Here is a 21645-nt window from a genome sequence, read left to right on the forward strand (position 1 = left end):
CTAAGCAAACTTTGACCTGCAATATAGCACTGCTGCTTAAATTCTCATATCTACATAATTTGTGTCATCTCAATATTTAGAGCTTCTCCTAGAGTTTTGACGAGCAAAAATTATCATCAAACTAATCATAGAAATCTGGGTAATTATTATGGGCATTAAATATCTATGACAATTGGCGTACTCCAGGTGAAGTGTGAAGTATTAAACCCAATAGTCAAGGGGTTAAATAGCAGTTATTCCCAATTCCCTATTCCCTACTACCCTCCACCGAAGATTAATAAAAAATGATAAATGATTTAAATAAAACTCAGATTCCGCACATCAATTTGTCATATAAAAAGTACCACAAACATCAGTGGGTTGCTCAGTATTTATAGTCTATAAATCATCATTTAACTCAGACAAAAGCCAAATTAAATTGAATAAATTAAGCAGAAATACTTGATGGAGCCAGATAATTAGCCACCATCATTCCCTACTGACTACTAACTAATGACTACTAAATAATGACTACTGACTACTATCCCTTTATATTACGCTTTCAAGTGCGGAATGTAGGATGAAAATTATGTTTGATCATTTTTAGAGAAAGCCTAAAACACTTGCTGTATCTAGGATTTTTTTAAATTCAGTATCTACGGGTGCGGCAGGATTCGAACCTGCGGCTCGCGACTTAGAAGGTCGCTACTCTATCCAACTGAGTTACGCACCCAATTTTAAACTATGAGATTGAGATTACTCTTTATTATTCTACTTGGCAAATCTCCAAATACGCAAGTCGATCTTTGATATTTAGATTAATTAAGTACAAGTGTCTTGAGAGTAAATGGACTAGAAATACTAAATCCGGCGATCGCTAGTATTTTGATTATGAGGATCGGGCAGAATACACTCGTGCTGAGAGTAGAATTTATTATATATGTAGTCCATTGAGGTAAAAATACCTATAGCTTGTTCTCGAAGAAGCCCACACAAAAATTTCAGTAGAGCAGTTTCAGATGAATTATGGCCTTATTTCCCAGAAATTTGATCTAGACAGTTATTAATATATTTAGGAGCAAGATACTTGAAAACTTGTAAATCCAGTATTGTAATCGTATAAGAGAAAATCTGTAAAAATATACTATGTCTGGTGATGGAAAAATTTCACACACGGTAATCAGGGAAGGGGTGAGATAATTCTTAAACATTACACTACCGATAAAGTATGGTAAGTCTCTCATACTAACTTAATATATCTATACTTTATAAGTCCACAATTTTAGCTTTTGCTTGAGGGAGTTATATTATTTATAGGGTAGTGATAAATATGTAAGGATATTTATTAGTAGATCCTTGTCATAGTCAGGAGGTAAGCTGTAAAAATTATTACTTATTTACCACTACCATTTATAGATTGAAAAATCACAAGTTGTATCCGTGCCAAGTATAGCTTAAAGTTGTGCTTACTAAAATACCTGTAGTATTTTTATAGAAAATCACAGTTATTATATATATAAAATTAAATCTATGTCAGAGGATTTATTAATTAAATTATTGGTAAGAATCTACTAAATGCTTTGAAAGCTGATAAAACCTATTCTAACTAGGGAAAAAAATTTCTATCTTTGTCAGATCGTGTTTTTGATTGGTGGTCAGGTGTGACAGTTAAACCCTGTGGACTAGGTGGTGCCGACACTTCTAGCTAGAAACAGGAAGTATTTGTGAACAAATTTTAGCAAATATAAAACAGATTACAATTACACCAATAGTACCCCAGGTGATTATGGGAGTCGAATGTAAAGTGTCATGTTTATTCTGAAAAGGCAAGATGTTGAAATTACAAGTATTCAACACCCAAAAAAGGATCAACAGATCCCTATTCTTAGTTATCAAGGGCAAAGTTTTCGCTTAATCAGTCTTTTTAAGGCCGAGCAAGCTGAAGAAGCTAGATCCTTCTGGCGGGATTTAACAGATAATCGTGGTAAAGCTTGTGTTTTACTAGAGGAACCCGATCGATATAGTGTTTGGGGAAAAATCCGCTTAGAGCAACTTAGTAATGAAGACTCAAAAGATGAGGATGCCATTACTCCTTCTTTTATTCAAGGTTGTTTGTTGCTAGTGCAAGCTCTTTACTTTGATGTAGAAGATTTATTAGGTAATCGACAGGCAAAGTCCTTTCACAAGGATTTTACCAAACTTCTTCAGAAAAGAAACTTTCCTAACACTGATTCTCCTGATGCAACTAAAGCTTTGTTAACTGTCGATCCTGTGAAAAAATTACCACTACCTTCTTGGCGGGAAGTTCATCTATATACTTTACTGCAAGAAGTCCATCATTTAGGTGAAGAATATTTTGGTAATTCCAATTTTGCTGAAGGTATTGATGAAATCTTAGAATCTATGTCTAGTTCTGATAAAACTCAGTTTATGGCTTGGCTGAATCAATTTCCTGAAGGTAAACAATGGGCAATAAAGTAATTTAAAAAGTTTGCCAGTATCACTTCTGGAGTTAGGTTAAAAATTGATATTGGTCGCTCTAAATTAAATAAAATGTTGCTACATAATAAGTTTGGCATCAGATTGTATTTATATGTTTAAACAGCATTTAAAATCAAATAGTCTATCAATATTTTTTTTGTCCAATCTTGATTAAGACTAGGTTAAATTCATTAATTTAAATTTGATTGATGAAAAAAGTCTATTTCTTTAATATCGATCGGTCAAAAAAATAAAGTAAGTCTATTTTTATCTCCTTAATACCTTTGATAAATCTCAAAAAAAGACTAAAAATGGTGAAAAATGGAGATAAAATATGTGTTCAAAGTTAAGCTTGATGAGAATATTCCTATGAGCAGCACTTCAGAAAAATCATCTACCCTTACTAAGTCTTTATTCTCAGCCCAGACTATTGTAATTACTGGTCTTATTTGGGGTGTACTTGCCCTATTATTTTTTCTCCTGTTTAGTGTACCTTTACCAGGGGAAGAATTACCTTTTTGGTACTCTGTTGGTACTTACATATTTGAACTGGGAGCTTACTTATTAGCTTCTATAGTTTGCTTTAGAAATTGGCAAAGTCCTCAAATGGTTAGTGGGCGCAATGTATGGATGGGCATTGGTTTAGGATTATTATTCTACTTTATTGCTGGTGTGGTTTTTGGTTGTTGGGAACTACTTTGGGAACTAGACCCCGATGTTTCACTAGCAGATATTTTCTACATTTTTTCTTACCTGTTCATTGGTTGGGGTATGACTTTAGCTGTCACTTCTAAACGGCTAAATCTAGAATTTTGGCAGTGGGGAGTTTTAGCTGGAGTAGCAGTTGCAGGAGTTGCTTTGGCTATTTGGGTCGCTGAACCTTCATTTTTTGGTATATTATCTAGTCCAGATACTTCAGTCTTAGAAGAGGTAGATATAGAAGAAGTATCGGCTAATTTGGCTCCGTCTTGGGTACTAAGTATAGATCAGAAGTTAGAACCATTTGCTTATAGCATAAACTTGTTTTATGTCATTGCCGATGTATTTTTACTAATTATTGCTACTGCTTTACTTCTAGCTTTTTGGGGTGGACGTTTTTCTCAGTCTTGGCGGATGATTGCTGCTGCTACATTTTCACTTTACATTGCTGATATGTATTTTAAGTGGTCAGATTCCCGCATTGAAGGAGATTATGAAAGTGGGGGTTTATTAGAGGTATTTTTTGTATTTACTGCGATTTTGTTTGGAATAGGTGCAGTTTTAGAATACGATATTTCAACTCGTTCTCGCCAAAGTAGACGTAGTAGACGCAGTAGTTCTTAGTTTAAAGCAGCTTTTCTAAGCCATAGATTAGTTTGGTTAAAGATTGAATTTTACGAATGGCTAATAAAACTCCAGGCATATAGCAAGACCTATCTGTTGTATCGTGTCGTAAAGTATAAATTTGACCAGGCCCACCGAATATTACTTCTTGATGAGCAATTAAACCAGGTAAGCGTACACTATGAATCCGAATTCCTTCCTCTGCTAAACAACCTCTGGCCCCTTCTATTTTTTCTGTTTCTTCAACATTAGGTACATTGTAAGTTTTTCCTAGCTCTGATAACATTTCTGCAGTTTTAATTGCAGTACCACTAGGAGCATCAGCTTTTTGATTGTGGTGTAACTCAATAATTTCTACATGATCGAAATGCTGGGAAGCGGCGATCGCTGCTTGTTGGAGCAAAACCATACCAATAGAGAAATTAGGAATTATCAGTGTACCAATACTGGCTTTTTCTGCAAATTCTGCTAAGTCCTGAATTTGCTCTTGACTAAGACCTGTAGTTCCTACCACTGGTCTGACACCATAAGCAATAGCAGAACGAACATTTTCATAAACACTATCTGGGTGAGTAAAATCAACCATTACTGCTGGTTGTTTTTCCTGGGCGGCCATGACTAACATCCCCTGTAAATCATTAATCACTGGCACTTCTAGCTCTCCACAACCACACAATTCGCCAGCATCTTGACCAACATACTCAGGTTGGCGCTCTATTGCACCAAAAAGAGTCATGTCACTAGCATTTGCTACAGCTTTTATTACTTCACGGCCCATCTTGCCCGCAGCACCATTAACAATTACAGGAGTAGAACTTTGGCTTGTCATAATTTCTATCAATACTAGATACTAGGAGTGAACATAAGCATTTTAGATCATTTTATTTGCTAACTAAATGTCGCAAGGGGTCTGCCGTTATAATCTTCGATTTAACGGGAGGGGAATCGCGACCTGCAAAAAAAACTCATCTCTACAGTAAAGTAACTTCAATTATCCTATAGTTAATGTTATCAGGAGTAGCGGTAATACGCACCTGATTGCAAAACTGAGACAACTCAAGCTCTGGGGTTCAACTCAGGAGTCCTAGTAATTTCCGTAAGAAAGTAAAATCTTGAAGGTAGCTAGGTAAGTACAGAACTGGACAGTACAAAACGGCGGTGGGTCTCATTGTTGCAGCCTTTGGAGGTGAAGAGGATGCTCAACCTTTGAAACAGGAAGCCCTTTTCCGTGAGCAAGGGAATCCCTGGTTATAGCGCTAGCTTAACGAGAGATAACGTCACGAAAGAATTATCTATTCAAAATTATGACCCCCATCAAATCATTCATTTGATTGTCTTGAATTTATAGTGGATACCGAGTTTTGCAGCTTCGTGTCTTAAAGACCTCTTACTAAATTAATTATTTCTCCTGACACCTAAAACCTAATATCTTCTTCAAGTTTTTCTCTAAATTTATACACTAGTACTTTATCTATAGCGCTACGCAAATATGGCACAGACATTTCTGTTCATCTATTCCCTTACATTATAGATTATAGATAAAAGTACAGTAAGAAGCTCTAATTGTCCGTCAATGTGCAAAAATAAAAATTAGTAATCAGAATTTAGAGTCTACTGTGAGTCCAATCGCTCAAGCCAATAATACGGTAAATACATCAGTTAAACCAGCCGTCCCAAGAATTCGGGCTGTTTTTCCCTTCACTGCAATTGTCGGCCAGGAAGAAATGAAACTGGCCTTGTTATTAAATGTAATTGACCCCAAAATAGGGGGTGTGATGATTATGGGCGATCGTGGCACAGGTAAATCTACTACTATCCGTGCTTTAGCCGATCTGCTCCCAGAAATTGACATTGTTCTAGACGATCCTTTCAACAGCGATCCTCAAGACCCCGATCTAATGAGCGATTCTGTGCAAGATAGATTGGCACAACAGCAAGAAATTGCCACAGTGAAAAGAAAAGTCCAAATGGTGGACTTACCATTAGGTGCTACTGAGGACCGGGTCTGTGGTACTATTGATATTGAAAAGGCTTTATCAGAAGGGGTCAAGGCTTTTGAACCTGGATTATTAGCTAAGGCAAACCGTGGCATTTTATATGTTGATGAGGTTAATCTTTTAGATGACCATTTGGTTGATGTCTTGCTTGACTCAGCAGCCAGTGGGTGGAATACTGTAGAAAGGGAAGGTATTTCTATTCGTCATCCTGCTCGTTTTGTGCTTGTGGGTTCGGGAAATCCAGAAGAAGGGGAATTACGACCTCAATTACTGGACAGATTTGGAATGCACGCGGAAATTAGGACTGTTAAAGACCCTTCATTACGAGTCCAAATTGTTGAACAACGTTCAGCTTTTGACCAAAATTCTCAAGAATTTTTATTAAATTACCAAACACAACAGGAAGAATTACAGGATAAGCTTGTAGAAGCTCAACAAAAGCTGAAATCAGTGGAAGTTGATTATGATTTACGAGTGAAAATTTCTCAAGTTTGCTCTGAGTTAGATGTGGATGGTTTACGGGGAGATATTGTAACTAACCGTGCAGCAAAAGCTTTAGCTGCTTTTGAGGGTAAGACAGAAGTGACGGTGGAAGATATTGGTCGTGTGATTACAATGTGTTTACGACATCGACTACGAAAAGATCCATTGGAAAGTATTGATTCGGGTGATAAGGTAAAGAAGGTTTTTAATCGAGTCTTTGGATTAGCAGAGGTAGAAGGATAATTTAAGAATTAATCTTCGTTAATTGTAGTTGAATTTTTTAGGGAGAAGCAGATTGATAAAAGCGATTTTTTTGAGGTGAAAAATTAGCTATTTAACAATTATGAAAAACTTGTATCAGTGCTTCTCCTATTTTGATTAAATTATGGGTAATTTTTCCGATAATTAAAAATACTAAATCTTTTGATAGAGCGATTAGCAGTTATATAGAATCCTGGTAATTAGTCACTGTATTCGTCATTACGACTGGAACGGAGTGGAAGGAAGCAATCTCATGTGGGGCAAGATTGCTTCTCTTCGGTTGTAATGAGAACTGTTTAACCGGATTTCATATTAGCCTTCAGCATAGTCCTGCTGACAAAACGAAAATTTAGTTGTTAAAATATGGCTATGGCTATTAATGCTTTTTATAGCCATTTACTGACAGCAACTTCGCAGTAAATGGCTATAAAAATTGGTTTTTAAACTGACGGGAAAACAAGCTAAATATGAGCTATTACCTATTAGTAGAACCAAAACAAATTAATAAAAAAATCAGCGATCGCGTCAATTATGCCATTATAAAAGGAATAGAAATTTGACATGAAGACCACCCGCAAACCGTGCAAGAATGGTTGACATTACTTCAGCTTTGAACTCAGAGTATTATTTCTCAAATGTCTCAGGTTTTTCAAGCAATTATATCTCAAATTGCTACCTTACATATTCCAGGTGCAAAACCTATTTCTCAAAATTCTGTCAAAAATTTTTATACAGGAGAAGCTAATGGATTATTGATAGGAACTGGTATATTCATATTTGTTGTTGTAATTTATATCTTTATCCCCCAATATAAATTTTTGGATAACTTCTCGTCCTCCAATAGATAAACAAATAGATTACACAGCTTTGGAAAACTTCTTGTCATCTGATAAATTTAAAGAAGCAGACGAAGAAACACTAAGAATATTACTTTCATTAGTAGGGCGAGAAAAACAGTATCGATTTGATTGAGAAGATATCAAAAATATCCCCTGTAAAGACTTAAATAAAATTAATCAATTGTGGATTAACTATAGTAACGGCAAATTTGGATTTAGCATTCAAAAACAGATTTGGATAGAATTAGGAGGTAAACCAGGGATTTTTGATGTCGCGTTGGCGGAGCCTAGCGGCAGCTACATCGCTGACATTTTTATCAAGCAAGTGGGGTGGGGTGATAAGGATAATAGATATAAAAATATTCCATATAAAATTTCAGCCCCTTACGGACATCTACCTTTTAAAGCTACTACTCATGTTCGGAATTTTGGCGTTCCTTATATAGCGGAAAAACTGACAAAATGTAATATTTGATAAGAGCTTATATATTTTATCCGATTCCCTACAAACAGCAAATTTACGATAAGAATCAAAATTCTAAAATTGGAAAAGTTAATTATTGGATTAGATCCAGGTCTAGCAGTATTAGGATTTGGGTTAATTAAGTGTATTTATAATTCAAAAACAGACAAGATAGACTCTACTTCTCTGGTTGATTTTGGGGTGATTAAAACTACAAAAAAACAAGAAATGGGCGAGCGTTTAATCACAATTTATGAAGATTTACATACGATATTTAATACCTTTAAGCCAGACTTAGCAGCAACAGAGAAACTATTTTTTTATCGCATGAGCAGTACAATTTTAGTTGCTCAAGCTAGAGGAATTTTAATGTTAGTATTGGCTCAACATGGAATTCCATTAATAGAGTTTACACCTGCACAAATTAAAAAAGCACTAACAAGTTATGGCAATGCAGATAAGTCTGATGTGCAACAAGCAGTAGCAAGAGAATTAGATTTAGATGAGATTCCTAAACCAGATGATGCTGCTGATGCTTTAGCAATTGCTTTGGCCGCAAGTTGGTTGAGTTAAATTTAGACTTCTGCAACTTAGGGTTTGGTTAATAAATCTTTTAGTAGGGCTAGGAAACAGGAGACATGAGACAGGAGACAGGAGACAGGAGAAATGGGAATTATAGAGGAGGTAGTCGGAAAAATTGTCCCCAGATTGTTCTGCCATAATCGTCCCAAAATACTAGCTTTATGCAGCTCTTTGGGCTGAAAAGCTGGCATTTTTTTAGACAAAAAAATGCTAAAACCAATATCAGTCAATGCTTTGATATTTAATCAGCAAGCCCTACTTAACTCTAATGTTAAGTAGGTGAGCTTAACGAAGTCAGAAGTCAGAAGTCAGAAGTCAGAAGTTATTTTTATAACGGGGATTTGAGCAACTCTACAAAAATATTTCCCCTTAAAAGGCTGGGTTTTAGACCCATATTATTTTAATAAAAAATAGAAATAGTGATCTTTAATACATAATTATATTCTTATTTGTATTACCAATAGTCAGTATTATTCAGTCAAAAGTTTCAACAATATTAACATTGGCTGCGCATTTTATATAAATGTGAGGTAAAGTAAATAAATGTAAAGAAATATGAGATTTTTCTGAACCCTTTTTTAATACAAGCATTTACTGTCCACTTTTGAGTTTAAAACTAAAGATAAGATGAAAAAAAACTTTTTAAAAAAAATTTGTTTATTAATTACAGCAGTTTTCGCGACATTATCAATTTTTGCTCTAACTCCTGGAGTTGCCAATGCTTATGATAATCCTCAGTTACTCCCCGAAGAGCAAACACCAATTATTGACTTAGCAAGAACTTTAACGGACATTCAAGAAGATATATTAGCCAAAGATTTAGAGCAATTTGAAACTGAAACTGGCTGGAAATTGAGGGTTTTGACTCAATTTGACCGTACTCCTGGTAGAGCGGTTAAAGATTTTTGGGAACTTGATAATAAAAGTGTTTTGTTAGTAGCGGACTCCCGTGGTGGTAATATTCTGAACTTTAATGTGGGTCGCGCTCTCTATGAATTTCTACCTCGGACATTTTGGGTAGAGTTACAAACTCGCTACGGTAATCAATTTTTTGTGCGAGACCAAGGTGAAGACCAATCTATTATCCAATCATTAGAATCTATCAAAACTTGTTTACGTCAAGGTGGTTGTAACGTTGTCCCTGGTTTACCAAGAGAGCAATGGATTTTAACTTTAATTACATCAGCTCTTGGTGGAGTAATTTGTGGTTTTGCAGCTCAACCCCGGAAACCGGATCAAGCTTTTTCTTGGCAGTGGGCGTTAATATTTTCTCCATTGTGGGGAATTTTGTTTATTGCTTTTGGGATTGGTCCAGTAGTGACGAGAACTTCAGATTGGTTGCCATTGACTCGTAATGTTGCAGCTTTTCTGATTGGTGCTTTGGTTGCTTATTTGACTCCTTTTCTCAGTCAATCTTCTGCTTCTGAAACGTGAGAAGAAGGAAGAAAGAAGAAGGAAGAAGGAAGAATAAAGAAAGACTGAAATTGGAAAAAGTGGAAGGGATTTAAACCTCAACCAATTGTAAAAACCGCGAGTTATTATGGGTTATTAAACCCAAAAGAAAAGGATAAATTTATAAAATATAAGTGGAAAAAACTAAGAGTTAGGGATGTTTTATTTGTGTAAGTATCTCTAGCTCTTTTTTATTGTCTGAAGTTAGTAGAAAGACGAGGGAAGAAGGCTTTAGTTATCTAGGACAGAAGAAAAAATTTTGTGTTGTCTGAGTTTTAAGCTTTTGATATTTCCACGCCTTTTCCTTCGACTGCTATAGTTTTCAGCTACATTTATAGGGGCAAACTTTTACAAAATATTCTGGATAGTTAGTTATCGTATTATTCAGGAGAAAAGAGAAATAAGAAAGGAAGAATAAGAGTGGGAATTATCTGGGGATATACCGACATTTTTTGTCTGGGTTGAATGGAAGTAGAGAGTGGGATAATGGTATAACTAGATTTCAGATAAAATAGAGATAGGAGAGAAGGGCGATCGCTATTTTTAAGTTGAAAAAGAATAATTATTTTTATCTGTATTGCTAAAATAGAGAGAAGCGATCGCTAGTTTGAAGTTGAGTAAGAAGATATTATTTTTATCTCTACAAAATTACTATGGAAAAAATTAATCACACTTCAAAATAAACTCAAAGAATTAAGTAGTGATGAGTTCCAAAAATTGGCTGATGTTTACCTTTATAAAAAAATTGAACAGGTTAAGTTGCTTAAATCATTAGGGTCTGTATCGGGAACTAAAAAAAATCAGAAAATGAACTCCAGTTGGCACTTGAGAGTAAAAATTTAATTGCTAAAATAGACAGAATAGAGAGAAGCGATCGCTACTTTCAAGTTGAGGAAGAAGATATTATTTTCATCTCTATAGAATTACTATGTCAAAAATTAATGAAATTCAAAATAAACTCAAAGAATTAAGTGGTGGTGAGTTTCAAAAATTTGCTGATGTTTACCTTCAAAAAAAATTGTACAGGTCGAGTAAATTAAATCATTAAGGTCTGTATCGGGAACTAAAAAAAATCAGAAAATGAACTCCAGTTGGCACTTGAGAGTAAAAATTTAATTGCTAAAATAGACAGAATAGAGAGAAGCGATCGCTACTTTCAAGTTGAGAAAGAATAATTATTTTTATCTGTATTGCTAAAATAGAGAGAATAGAGAGAAGCGATCGCTACTTTCAAGTGTGTGAATAAGATATTATTTTTATCTCTATAAAATTACTATTGAAAAAATTAATCACACTTCAAAATAAACTCAAATAATTAAGTAGTGGTGAGTTTCAAAAAATTGCTGATGTTTACCTTCAAAAAAGATTGAACAAGTTAAGTAAATTAAATCATTAGGGTCTGTATCGGGAAGTAAAAAAATAAGAAAAGGAAGTCCATATATTACTTTTTGACACTTGAGAGTAAAAATTTAATTGCTAAAATAGAGAGAATAGAGAGAGGCGATCGCTACTTTTAGGTTGACAAATAATATATTATTTTTATCTGTATAGAATTACTATGTCAAAAATTAATGAGATTCAAAATAAACTTAAAGAATTAGACGGTGGTACATTCCAAAAACTTGCTGATGCTTACCTTAATAAAAAAATTAAACAGCTTCACCAAATTAAATCATTAGGGTCTGTAATTGGAGCTGATAAATCAATAAAAGGAACTCCAGATACTTTAATTATTCTGGAAAATGGAAAGTATATTTTGGGAGAGCATACAACACAGCAAGAGAGGGTCTGTGGAAAATTTAAGAAAGACCTCCGCAAATGTTTTGATGAAGAAAAGACTGGAATACCAATAACAGAAATAGAAAAGATTATTTTATGTCATAATTCTACTCTGACTACAAAAGAAGAAAAGTCTCTGAAAAAGGAATGTCAGAAGTATGGAGTTGAGCTTGATATATTTGATATTGACTCTATTTCTTTTGACCTTTATCAAAATTATCCTGGTATTACTAAAGATTTTCTTGGAGTTGAGGTAGATACTGGTCAAATAGTTGATATTGATGATTTTATTACTACTTATAATAAAAGAAAAATTGTTGCTCCTCTAGATACAAAGTTTTACTTTCGAGAAGACGAAATAGAGCAAATATTACAACTACTTGAGGAAAATAATCTAGTTATAGTTTCTGGTAAAGCAGGAGTAGGTAAATCTCGACTTGTTTTAGAGTGTTGTAGAAAATTTGTAGAGAAATATTCTGAGTACGAAGTTAAATGTATTTTTAATAAAGGAGTCGATCTTTATAAGGATATCGGTGTTTATTTCTCAGATGAGGGAAGTTATCTAATTTTTGTAGATGATGCTAACCGAGTCAAAGAATTTAAGCATTTTATTAATTTTATTCTGGATAAACGTGAAAATCAGCAAATTAAAATAATAGCTACAGTTCGTGACTATGCAGTTGAAAAAATTAAAGAAGTAGCGCGTTCTTATGATAATAATTTAGAGCTAGTAAAAATTGACTCATTAACAGATAAGCAAATTGAGCAACTCGTTAAAGAAGAATACAAAATTCAGAATCAATTATACATAGAAAGAATTGTTGATATAGCTCAAGGTAATCCTCGCCTGGCAATAATGACTGCTTTGGTCGTAGAGCGAGAAAAAACCATTGAAAGTATCAACAATGTATCTGATGTTTATGATGAATATTATTATTCAATCACAGAAGATATTACAGGTTTTAAGGATGAAAGTTTATTAAAAGTTGCTGGTATAGTTGCTTTTTTCCAAGTGGTAGATTGCTCTAACGATGAAATGATGGAAAAGATTCAAACAACATTTAATATTGACAGGGAAATTTTCTGGAAAGCAGTCTGTAAATTATATGAATTTGAGTTGGTAGATATATATGAAAATGAGGTTGCTAGAATATCTGACCAAGTTCTAGCGACATATCTGTTTTATCTTACTTTTTTCAAGGATAAATTGTTGAAGTTTTCCGTTCTCTTAGATAATTTCTTTCCTCAGTTTCAATATAATTTTGTTGATGGTCTTAATCCTGTTTTCAATGCTTTTGATAGTGAGGAGATTATCAAAATACTTAGTCCAGATGTAGACAGAGTTTGGAAAATTTATGAGGATGCAAGAGATGAGAAAAGTTTAATTCAACTGATGAAACTTTTTTGGTTTTTTAAACAGACAGAAATTCTCATCTATGCTAAAGATTTGATTGACAAAATGGAAGTCGAGTCAGTAGATATTTCAACCTTAGACATTCCGTCTAATTCTAATATTCAAATTCCACAAGATTCTATTCTTAACTTACTTAGTTTATTTGGTAATTCTGATGAACAAAATTCCCAAAAAATTGCAATAGATTTGCTGTTTAGATATCTGACAAAAAAACCACAGGAACTACCACAGGTCTTTTGCCTTCTTATTGAGGTATTTGGATTTGAACTTGATTCCTACATAACAAAATTTATTATCCAGTCTACAATTATTGATAAGCTACTAAAAGAAGTAAATGAAGGAAAAAACGAATTATTTGTCAAACTATTTTTTGGTGTAGCTGAAAAATACCTCTATCTTCAATTTAATGCTTCTCAGATGAAAAAGAAAGAGTTTAAACTCTATCAATTTTCTCCACCAACTACACCAGAATTACTTGATTTGAGAAATAAAATTTGGCAGGGAATATTTCAGCTCTATCAGATTGATATTTTTGAGAAAGAGGTAATCAATATAATTCATCAATATAGTAAATCATATTCTAAGTTTCCTGTCGGTGAAATTATTAAGCAGGACGCTGTAGAAGTGCTTGACTTTATTGAAACTCAGTTAAATCCTAAAGATTATTATCATTGTCTTATTGTTCAGAAATATTTGGATTTTCTAGAGTCTCGTAAAATTGAATTTAATAATGAAATAAGAGAACGATTTCTCAATGGAACTTATGAGGTGTATAGGATACTTTCAGATAATTGGAATGAGAGAAACAACTGCTATTTAGACGGGAAAGAATACAAGCAATTTAAGCAAAATCAAATCAAAGAATATTTTGCCAATTACGATTTTAAGGATTATCAGGATTTCTTTGCTAAATGCCATGAGATAAAAGCTGTAACAAAAGAGAAAAACCATTACTATTCTGAATTTCCCAGTGGTAGAATAGCAGAACTTATTTTTCTCTCCTGCGAAAATTCAGAGCTTTATTTAGATGTACTGAAATATTATCTCAATTTTGGCGATCCATTTCAACTTAATTATTTTCTATTAATTGAGAAATTAATTAAAATTTCTGGAGTTGAAAAAGCTTTTGAATTGCTCAATCAATTTGATTTTGCTTCAAAAAGAAAATGGTTATTTGGATTTTACAACTTACTACCTGAAGATAAAATTACATCCGATTATTTGGAGAAACTCTATAACTTATATAGAGAAAGCAAACTTGATGAAATACCAGAAAGATTTGATTTTCTTCTCAAATATCGTGACTTAGATAAAAATGTTGTTGCTCAGGTAACAGAAATTATTCTGAGTCAAATTAATGAACAGACAAATTTTCCCGATCCTTTCTATTTTTTATTTAATCCTTACACTCAGGTCAATCATATTTTAATTGAGTTATTCAAAGAAAAACTTTATCTGCTAAAACAAGCATATTTATCAAGTCAAAAAATAAAGGGATACTCATCTAACTCTGAAGATATATTTATTCGCATTCTTGATGCTGACCAATATTTCATAATTGAATATATTGACTGGGTATACGATGAGGAAAGAAAGTTCTCAAACTTCCGAGATGATTTAAACTATACATTTCTTTGGAAACATGAAAATTACCAGGAATTAATCACTCAAGTAGTTGAGCATATTTATCAGAGAGAAAAGGAATTATCTAACTCTGGATTTAGAAATACTATTCTGGAAAGAATATTTGTTTTGGAAGTAACAGAAGAAGAGAAAGTTGTTTTTGAGGATAGACAAAATCAACTGCTAAAAAGTGTGATTGAAAATAGATATACAGATATTGATTTGCTGCAATTATTGTTTAGCGTAACTACAACATTTCCATACGAAAGACGTTATCAATTTATCGATCTATTTTGTCAGTACAATCAAAATTTTGAATATTTTAAGAAACTTCCCATAGAACCTTATGTTAAGAATCATAAGGAACTTTCCTCAGAAGATTATATTTTGAGTAGCTCTAAGAATATTGAAGCAACACATAAAATCGTAGAGTATCTTGAATCACTACTGCCAATTTTTAATACAATAGACCTTCTGGAACACAAGCAATATCTAGAAAAAGAAATTAAGTATTTTGAGAAGTGGATTGAAGATGAAAAAAAGCGTAATTTTATAGAAGACTAATATCATATTCCCCCGGAGGGGGAGCTACACTAACGGACGAGTCAATTATAAATAAAATTTAAGAACTGACAGTACCAAATAAATACTGAAATTATCTTTACTTTTGTTCTTTTCGCTCAATCAAGAATTATTTTTTAAATGAAAATCTCCACAACTTCACCCCAGAGAATATATCAATCTTCTTCTTTAGTAATTTTAATAACATAAGGATAATATTTATTTCTTTGGTAAGAACCTACCCATATTTCATAAGTACCTGAAAACCATTGACCCATAATTCCAGGATTTTTTCCTTCAAAGTCATCATTACACCAACTACCCCCAGGACCTCTAATTACTAAAGTTGTATCTTCACTACTTTTAACTTCAAGTTTCAGGGATTGAAAAAAACCATTTAAAATTAATCTATGATCTGGTTTTCGATCAATAAAACCTACGCAAGGTCCAGTTACCGTGTCATTTCTGCCTGTTGTTTCTTTTGCAGATACAGGACCTCCACTTAATCCTCTAATAATCATTCGGTTTTGAGGAGATTTTGGATACAGATTTACATCTTCAAATATAGGTGTCAATTGTAAATCTTGGGATAAAACAGGACTGATTTTCTGTATCCCAGCTAATGAAAATAATACTACTAAAAATAATATTGTTTTTCTTCGTTTATTTTTATTCATTTAGAGTGCTGTTTTCGGATAAAGAAATTCAGGCGTTGCTGAATTAGTGTATGATGTTAATTTTAATTACTTAGGAGTCAGAAGTCAGGTAAGGTCTCCGCAGGATTAGCGACCTACAGGAGTCAGGAGAAAGAAAAGTACTTTTCAGTCAATTAACTAAAGACAATATCTAATTTTGCCATCTTTATAATGACTCTTAATTTACCTAAATTACTTATTTTATACCTGAAATCACCAACGTCAGAAATTAAAAAATTATTGGGGGAACTTGAAGCAAACATTTTTCTAGTTTACTTTAATTTTTAAATTCCCCCATGTTGTTTGCAGTATCTGAAACTATTGAAGTTTAAGACTTTTTGCCCACAATTTCTGCTTTGATACCTTGAATTTTATCTAATAATTCTTGCCGATTAGATTTCCGCAGCAAATAACGGTAAACAAACCATACTGAATATCCCATACCTATCAACTCAAAGCTAATTGATAAAGTAGTAATTCCTTCTAAAACTTCTAGGAAACCAAGAATTAATCTGAAGATTAATATGATTAAGATCAGCGAACCAATTACTTTAAGCTGACGTTGATATGTTTGATAGAATTGACTAATGTAATCAGGAAAATAAGCAAAAGTATCGATCAATTTTTCTTTAATCTTTTGTAGTCGTTCGCTACCAACGGTTTCATTAGTTGTTGTGTCTACAGGTTGTTGGTCATCCAAGGTTGAAGTTTCAACTTGAGCAGCAACTTGTTGTTCTACAGTTTGCGGTTTTGTAGTAAGAGTTGTTTCTGTTGATGCTTGCTTTTCTACAGCAGGTTTTACCGTTTTAGTTTCTCCAGTTGGAGTTGTGGGAACTGTAGGAGTTTCTGTTGATGCTTGCTTTTCTACAGCAGGTTTTACCGTTTTAGTTTCTCCAGTTGGAGTTGTGGGAACTGTAGGAGTTTCTGTTGATGCTTGCTTTTCTACAGCAGGTTTTACCGTTTTAGTTTCTCCAGTTGGAGTTGTGGGAACTGTAGGAGTTTCTGTTGGTTGCTTGTCTACAGTCGGTTTTACCGTAGTTGGAGTTGTGGGAACTTTGGGAGTTGCTGTTGCTTGCTTTTCTACAGCAGGTTTTACTGTTTTAGCTTCCCCACTCGGAGTTGCTGCTTGTGCCTTATCTATAGTTGGTTTAACAGTTTTAGTTTCACCTGCGGGAGTCGTAGTTGGTTTCTGTTTCTCTACAGTAGGTTCAACAACTTCAGACTTACCCGTTGGAGTTGTTGTTTGTGCTTTATCTATAGTTGGTTTAACAGTTTTAGTTTCACCAGCAAGAGGAACTGATGCTTTTATTTTCTGAGGTTGTTGTTTTGGTGCAACAGATGTTTTTGAAGTTGCTGTTTTTATTTCAGCAAACCCTTTATTACTATTAGCAGGAGCTTTTTCCTTTTTGCTTTCTTCAACCTCCTGACCTATAGATTTTTTGAAGCGTAATATATCAAAACCCCTTTGATGCAGGAGTAACCATGACTGAATTAGATCCGGTCCTTGCATGGCACCAGTTAAAGACGCCCTGAGCGATCGCATGACAATGCCTTTCTTAACTTTAATTGACTGAGTTACCTTTTTAATAATTTTTTGTGCATCACCCACTCGCAGAGGTGCATCAATATCAATTTCCTCAATAATAGAATTAATAGATTTCACAGCATCTTCTTTCTGCATTTGTTCAGTTGCTTCTGCATCTAATTCTACAGTGGGGGAGAAGAATAACTTACTCATTTCTACTGCATCTGTGAGGCGAGTCAAGCTAGGTCCAATTAAAGCTGCCAATTGTTCTAACCAAGGGCGATCGCTCTGTGGGTCTAGTTCATATCCTGCTTTTTGCCAGACAGGAATTAATCTATCCGTCAGTTCTCCTACTGGTAAATTATGTAAATATTGACTATTTATCCAATCCAACTTATCCCAGTCAAACTTACCTCCCGCTTTATTCACTCTCTCAAAAGTGAAGTTTTGAGCTGCTTCTGTCAGGGTAAATATTTCTTGGGTTGAGTCTGGAGGCGTCCACCCAAGCAAACACATATAATTTGCTAGTGCTTCCGGGATAAAACCTAATTCTTTAAAATCAGAAATTGAAGTTACGCCATCCCGTTTTGACAATTTGCGTCCTTCTTGATTAAGAATTAGAGGTGTATGAGCAAATTCTGGTACTTTTCCCTCTAGAGCTTCATAAAGTAATATTTGTTTAGCTGTATTAGCAATATGGTCTTCACCACGAATTACATGGGTAATTTCCATATCCATATCATCTACTACCACTGCCATATTGTAGAGGGGTTGTCCCACTGTCTTTACACTAGCAGCACGGGAGATGACCATATCTCCACCCAAGTCGCTGCCCTTCCAGGTTACTGTCCCTCTAACCAGGTCTTTCCAGTTAATTGTTCGGTCATCGTCAATTTTAAAACGAATTACTGGCTGTCTTCCTTCTGCTTCAAAAGCTGCTTGTTGTTTAGGTGTAAGGTCACGGTGGCGGTTGTCATAGCGGGGTGCTTCTTTTCTAGCTTTCTGAGCTTCCCGCATTTCCTCTAGTTCTGCTTCTGTACAATAGCAGCGATAGGCTAATCCTTTATCTAGTAATTTTTGAGTGGCTGCTTGGTATAATTCTAACCGTTGAGACTGGTAAAATGGTCCTTCTTCCCATTCTAATCCTAACCAGGCCAGTCCCTCCATAATATTTTCTGTATATTCTGGACGCGATCGCTCTATATCTGTATCTTCTATTCTGAGGATAAATTTTCCTTTCTGGTTTTGGGCAAATAACCAGTTAAATACAGCTGTTCTGGCTGTACCGATATGTAAATTTCCTGTTGGACTTGGGGCCAGACGAACTCTAACACTCATATCAATTTCTATTTTAGTTTTTTGTTTTTAGATTCTTTTCTACATCCTGGCTCAATCTGAGAAGATATCAATTTTACCAGAGTGATATTAAAATCTATAATTTTGATACTGATTTGATTCCCTACTTTTATCATAAAATATAGAGTTTCACCAAACAGCAGTTACTGTTCGTATGATGTTCAGTATATTCTGAGGTTTAAGTTGTCTCTCTACGGGACTGACGGGATTCGAACCCGCAACTTCCGCCGTGACAGGGCGGTGCTCTAACCAGTTGAACTACAGTCCCTTATTTTCAAGCCATGTACTATTATGGGGTTTTTCTTTTTATTTGTCAAGCATTTCTCTAAATTTTTTTTCTCTGTGTTGTTCTAAGAGCTGAAACCTGAGACTATAGTAAGGTTTTGATACTTAATCTTTTAACGGAATTGCCGAGGTCAGATATTAGGGCTGAAAAAGTAAATCTACTGATTACTGAATAGTTAAACAGGTAGTTTACCCTAAATATACTATGGCACTATAGTTTTTATTTTGCTGCTTGATATGGTTGGTCGGCAAGTTCTATAAATTTCCACATCACTAATGACTACTGAATAGTTAAACAGGTAGTTTACCCTAAATATACTATGGCACTATAGTTTTTATTTTGCTGCTTGATATGGTTGGTCGGCAAGTTCTATAAATTTCCACATCACTAATGACTACTGAATAGTTAAACAGGTAGTTTACCCTAAATATACTATGGCACTATAGTTTTTATTTTGCTGCTTGATATGGTTGGTCGGCAAGTTCTATAAATTTCCACATCACTAATGACTACTGAATAGTTAAACAGGTAGTCTACCCTAAATATACTATGGCACTATAGTTTTTATTTTGCTGCTTGATATGGTTGGTCAGTAAGTTCTATAAATTTCCACATCACTACTGACGATTAACTACCAGGGTCATTTCATTCTAGATTTTGACAATGAATTTATTGATTTTCAGACAGCGAAAGATAAATTTCCTAAAGCTGTAAATAACGTGGTTTCGTCAATACATAAAATGGCAAAGTTTAGAATGAAATAGCCCTGATTAACTACTGAATAGTTAAACAGGTAGTCTACCCTAAATATACTATGGCACTATAGTTTTTATTTTGCTGCTTGATATGGTTGGTCAGTAAGTTTTATAAATTTCCACATCACTACTGACTACTGGTACTTACACAAAATAAAGCCAGAAAATAGGATCAAATATAGATGGGCAGAGGCTTTTACGTCAAAAAGGCATAAATCCTGAATAACCAGGGGTTCTAGCCATTTTTAAGGCATCGACGTAATTTCCTTGTCTAGACTGAATTTGACGCATTTTTCCTACGATAAAATGTCTAAGTACCACTACTGAATAGTTAAACAGATAGTCTACCCTAAATATACTGTAGCACTATAGTTTTTATTTCGCCTACTGACTGCTAACTCAAAGATTAGTGCTAAATATCAAAATCTGAGTAATTTGTAGAGGGTTAAAATTATTATCGCTAACTAGGATGAGCGATCGCTGACCGTCTGCCAATTTTGGGCCAAAAGTTATACCTTCAATATTGTCTAAGACTATTTCTAGAGTGCTGAAATCTAAGAGTAATTTTTTTTGCACTGGAGAAATATCAGTAATTTGATTATTTAAACCATCAATTTTTTGAATATTATCTGCATCTGATAAATCTATTTGGAAAAGTTTAATTACATTTCCTGTTCCTAGGGAAAAAGACCGTTCTAAACTTAAAAGATGAGTATCATCTAACGCAAGTAAATCGACTAAACCATTGGTACTAAAACCACCTAGATTATTAGAATTAGTAGCAATAGGTTCTGTGATGTATAGAAATTCTGTTTCTGGCTGACCTTTAGCTAAATCATACCGTATAATTCGACAGTAGCTACCCATACTAAAAGTTGGTTCTTCGCCATCTTGAACTAAAGCATTTTCTGTAGCGGTGAAGAGATATTTTTGACTAGGAGCAATAGTTAAACTTTCAAGAGCCAGATTATTTCTAACTCCATTGTTTGTTTCTACGAGAAATTTTTCAGGGATTGGCAAATTTTGTAGTTGTTTACCTGTGAGAGAAAATTCTCTAATAAATGGTTGTATTTGACGTTTCCTATCTCCTTCAGAAGCAACCAATAAAGTCTTTCCTGTAAAAGTCATTCCTTCTGGGTCAATACTCAAAGCGGGAAATGGTTTACCTGTTTCATTCAATAAAGTTGTGACATCTGTAAAAGTTACAGTTTCCTCTAAAATTTTATCTTGCTCTAGGTCAATTTTCAGAGTATAAAATCGAGCTGGTGCTTTGCTACTACGGTCATCAGAAATTGCGTAAAAAATTTGTTTTTCTGGATTGTAAGTTATGGCAGAAAGCCCACCAACTTCTGTATTTTTAAATTTTAATTTTGTGGGAAAGTTTACCTCTCCTAAAAAAGTAATTTTAGGAATAGTTGCTTGAGTTACTGAATTAATTATTTTGCCTGTAATCGCAGCAACAATCAAACAAGTAATTAAGGTGATAATTAGGTATTTATAAGTTCTATGTTTAAAGATATTCATATATCAAAGTCTGATAGGGAACAGGGAACAGGGAAAGAAAAACAGGGTGCATCTCAATTTTGAATAAAGCCAAAAATTTATCGCTTTTAGGCAACAGCTCATCTGGCAACAGGTAACAGGGAATATATAGGAAAAAATGGCGTTGGTTAATCAAGCTATGAAACCTAAATTTTGCTAAATATAAAATGCTTTTCAGTTAATAGTTTGGCAATTGCCATTAAAGCACAATCATAGCCAAAATCACCAATGCCGAAAAAAGTATTTTTG

10 protein-coding genes, 2 tRNA genes and 1 pseudogene are annotated in these 21645 nt (G+C 34.1%); 7 read left to right on the forward strand and 6 right to left on the reverse strand.

From position 1 onward, the window contains the following. Positions 1 to 638: 638 nt before the first annotated feature. A tRNA-Arg gene (locus F6K27_RS06865) sits at positions 639 to 712 on the reverse strand. A gap of 1076 nt (positions 713 to 1788) precedes the next feature. On the opposite strand from F6K27_RS06865, the gene F6K27_RS06870 reads away from it, so the two are divergent. Both F6K27_RS06870 and F6K27_RS06875 read left to right on the forward strand, forming a co-directional pair. Then, positions 1789 to 2460 (forward strand): Npun_F0813 family protein, encoded by a 672-nt coding sequence (locus tag F6K27_RS06870; RefSeq protein WP_287272962.1) that lies wholly within the window; start codon positions 1789 to 1791, stop codon positions 2458 to 2460. Positions 2461 to 2829: 369 nt separating this feature from the next. After that, complete coding sequence (locus F6K27_RS06875; protein ID WP_287273068.1) at positions 2830 to 3783, forward strand: hypothetical protein; 954 nt, start codon at positions 2830 to 2832, stop codon at positions 3781 to 3783. Position 3784: 1 nt separating this feature from the next. Here the strand turns inward: F6K27_RS06875 and dapB are convergent, their stop codons facing one another. Next, on the reverse strand, positions 3785 to 4612 hold the full coding sequence (dapB, locus tag F6K27_RS06880; RefSeq protein ID WP_287272964.1) for a 4-hydroxy-tetrahydrodipicolinate reductase: 828 nt from the start codon (positions 4610 to 4612) through the stop codon (positions 3785 to 3787). A gap of 787 nt (positions 4613 to 5399) precedes the next feature. Here dapB and bchI point away from each other — a divergent pair. The 5 genes and pseudogenes from bchI to F6K27_RS06905 all read left to right on the forward strand — a co-directional run bounded on the left by bchI (position 5400) and on the right by F6K27_RS06905 (position 15240). Further along, positions 5400 to 6506 (forward strand): magnesium chelatase ATPase subunit I, encoded by a 1107-nt coding sequence (bchI, locus tag F6K27_RS06885; protein WP_375339655.1) that lies wholly within the window; start codon positions 5400 to 5402, stop codon positions 6504 to 6506. A gap of 870 nt (positions 6507 to 7376) precedes the next feature. Continuing rightward, a pseudogene (locus F6K27_RS06890) lies at positions 7377 to 7838 on the forward strand (GUN4 domain-containing protein). Between the two features lie 69 nt (positions 7839 to 7907). Beyond that, the gene (gene ruvC / locus F6K27_RS06895) at positions 7908 to 8399 is read left to right on the forward strand and encodes a crossover junction endodeoxyribonuclease RuvC (RefSeq protein ID WP_287272968.1); all 492 of its coding nucleotides are present in this window, start codon (positions 7908 to 7910) and stop codon (positions 8397 to 8399) included. 636 nt (positions 8400 to 9035) lie between these two features. Next, on the forward strand, positions 9036 to 9842 hold the full coding sequence (locus tag F6K27_RS06900; RefSeq protein WP_287272969.1) for a TPM domain-containing protein: 807 nt from the start codon (positions 9036 to 9038) through the stop codon (positions 9840 to 9842). 1576 nt (positions 9843 to 11418) lie between these two features. Further along, positions 11419 to 15240 (forward strand): ATP-binding protein, encoded by a 3822-nt coding sequence (locus tag F6K27_RS06905; protein ID WP_287272971.1) that lies wholly within the window; start codon positions 11419 to 11421, stop codon positions 15238 to 15240. Between the two features lie 173 nt (positions 15241 to 15413). On the opposite strand, the gene F6K27_RS06910 is transcribed toward F6K27_RS06905, so the two are convergent. The 4 genes from F6K27_RS06910 to F6K27_RS06930 all read right to left on the reverse strand — a co-directional run bounded on the left by F6K27_RS06910 (position 15414) and on the right by F6K27_RS06930 (position 21378). After that, positions 15414 to 15914, reverse strand: coding sequence for a hypothetical protein (locus tag F6K27_RS06910; protein WP_124145184.1), 501 nt, complete (start codon positions 15912 to 15914; stop codon positions 15414 to 15416). A 346-nt stretch (positions 15915 to 16260) separates the two neighbouring features. Beyond that, the gene (gene gltX / locus F6K27_RS34310) at positions 16261 to 18795 is read right to left on the reverse strand and encodes a glutamate--tRNA ligase (RefSeq protein WP_375339654.1); all 2535 of its coding nucleotides are present in this window, start codon (positions 18793 to 18795) and stop codon (positions 16261 to 16263) included. A gap of 212 nt (positions 18796 to 19007) precedes the next feature. Further along, positions 19008 to 19081 (reverse strand) — tRNA-Asp (locus tag F6K27_RS06925). Between the two features lie 1172 nt (positions 19082 to 20253). Then, positions 20254 to 21378, reverse strand: a complete 1125-nt coding sequence (locus tag F6K27_RS06930) for an esterase-like activity of phytase family protein (RefSeq protein ID WP_287272972.1) — start codon at positions 21376 to 21378, stop codon at positions 20254 to 20256. Positions 21379 to 21645 lie beyond the last annotated feature (267 nt).

Source organism: Okeania sp. SIO2F5, assembly GCF_010692685.1.
GTDB classification, from domain to species: domain Bacteria; phylum Cyanobacteriota; class Cyanobacteriia; order Cyanobacteriales; family Microcoleaceae; genus Okeania; species Okeania hirsuta.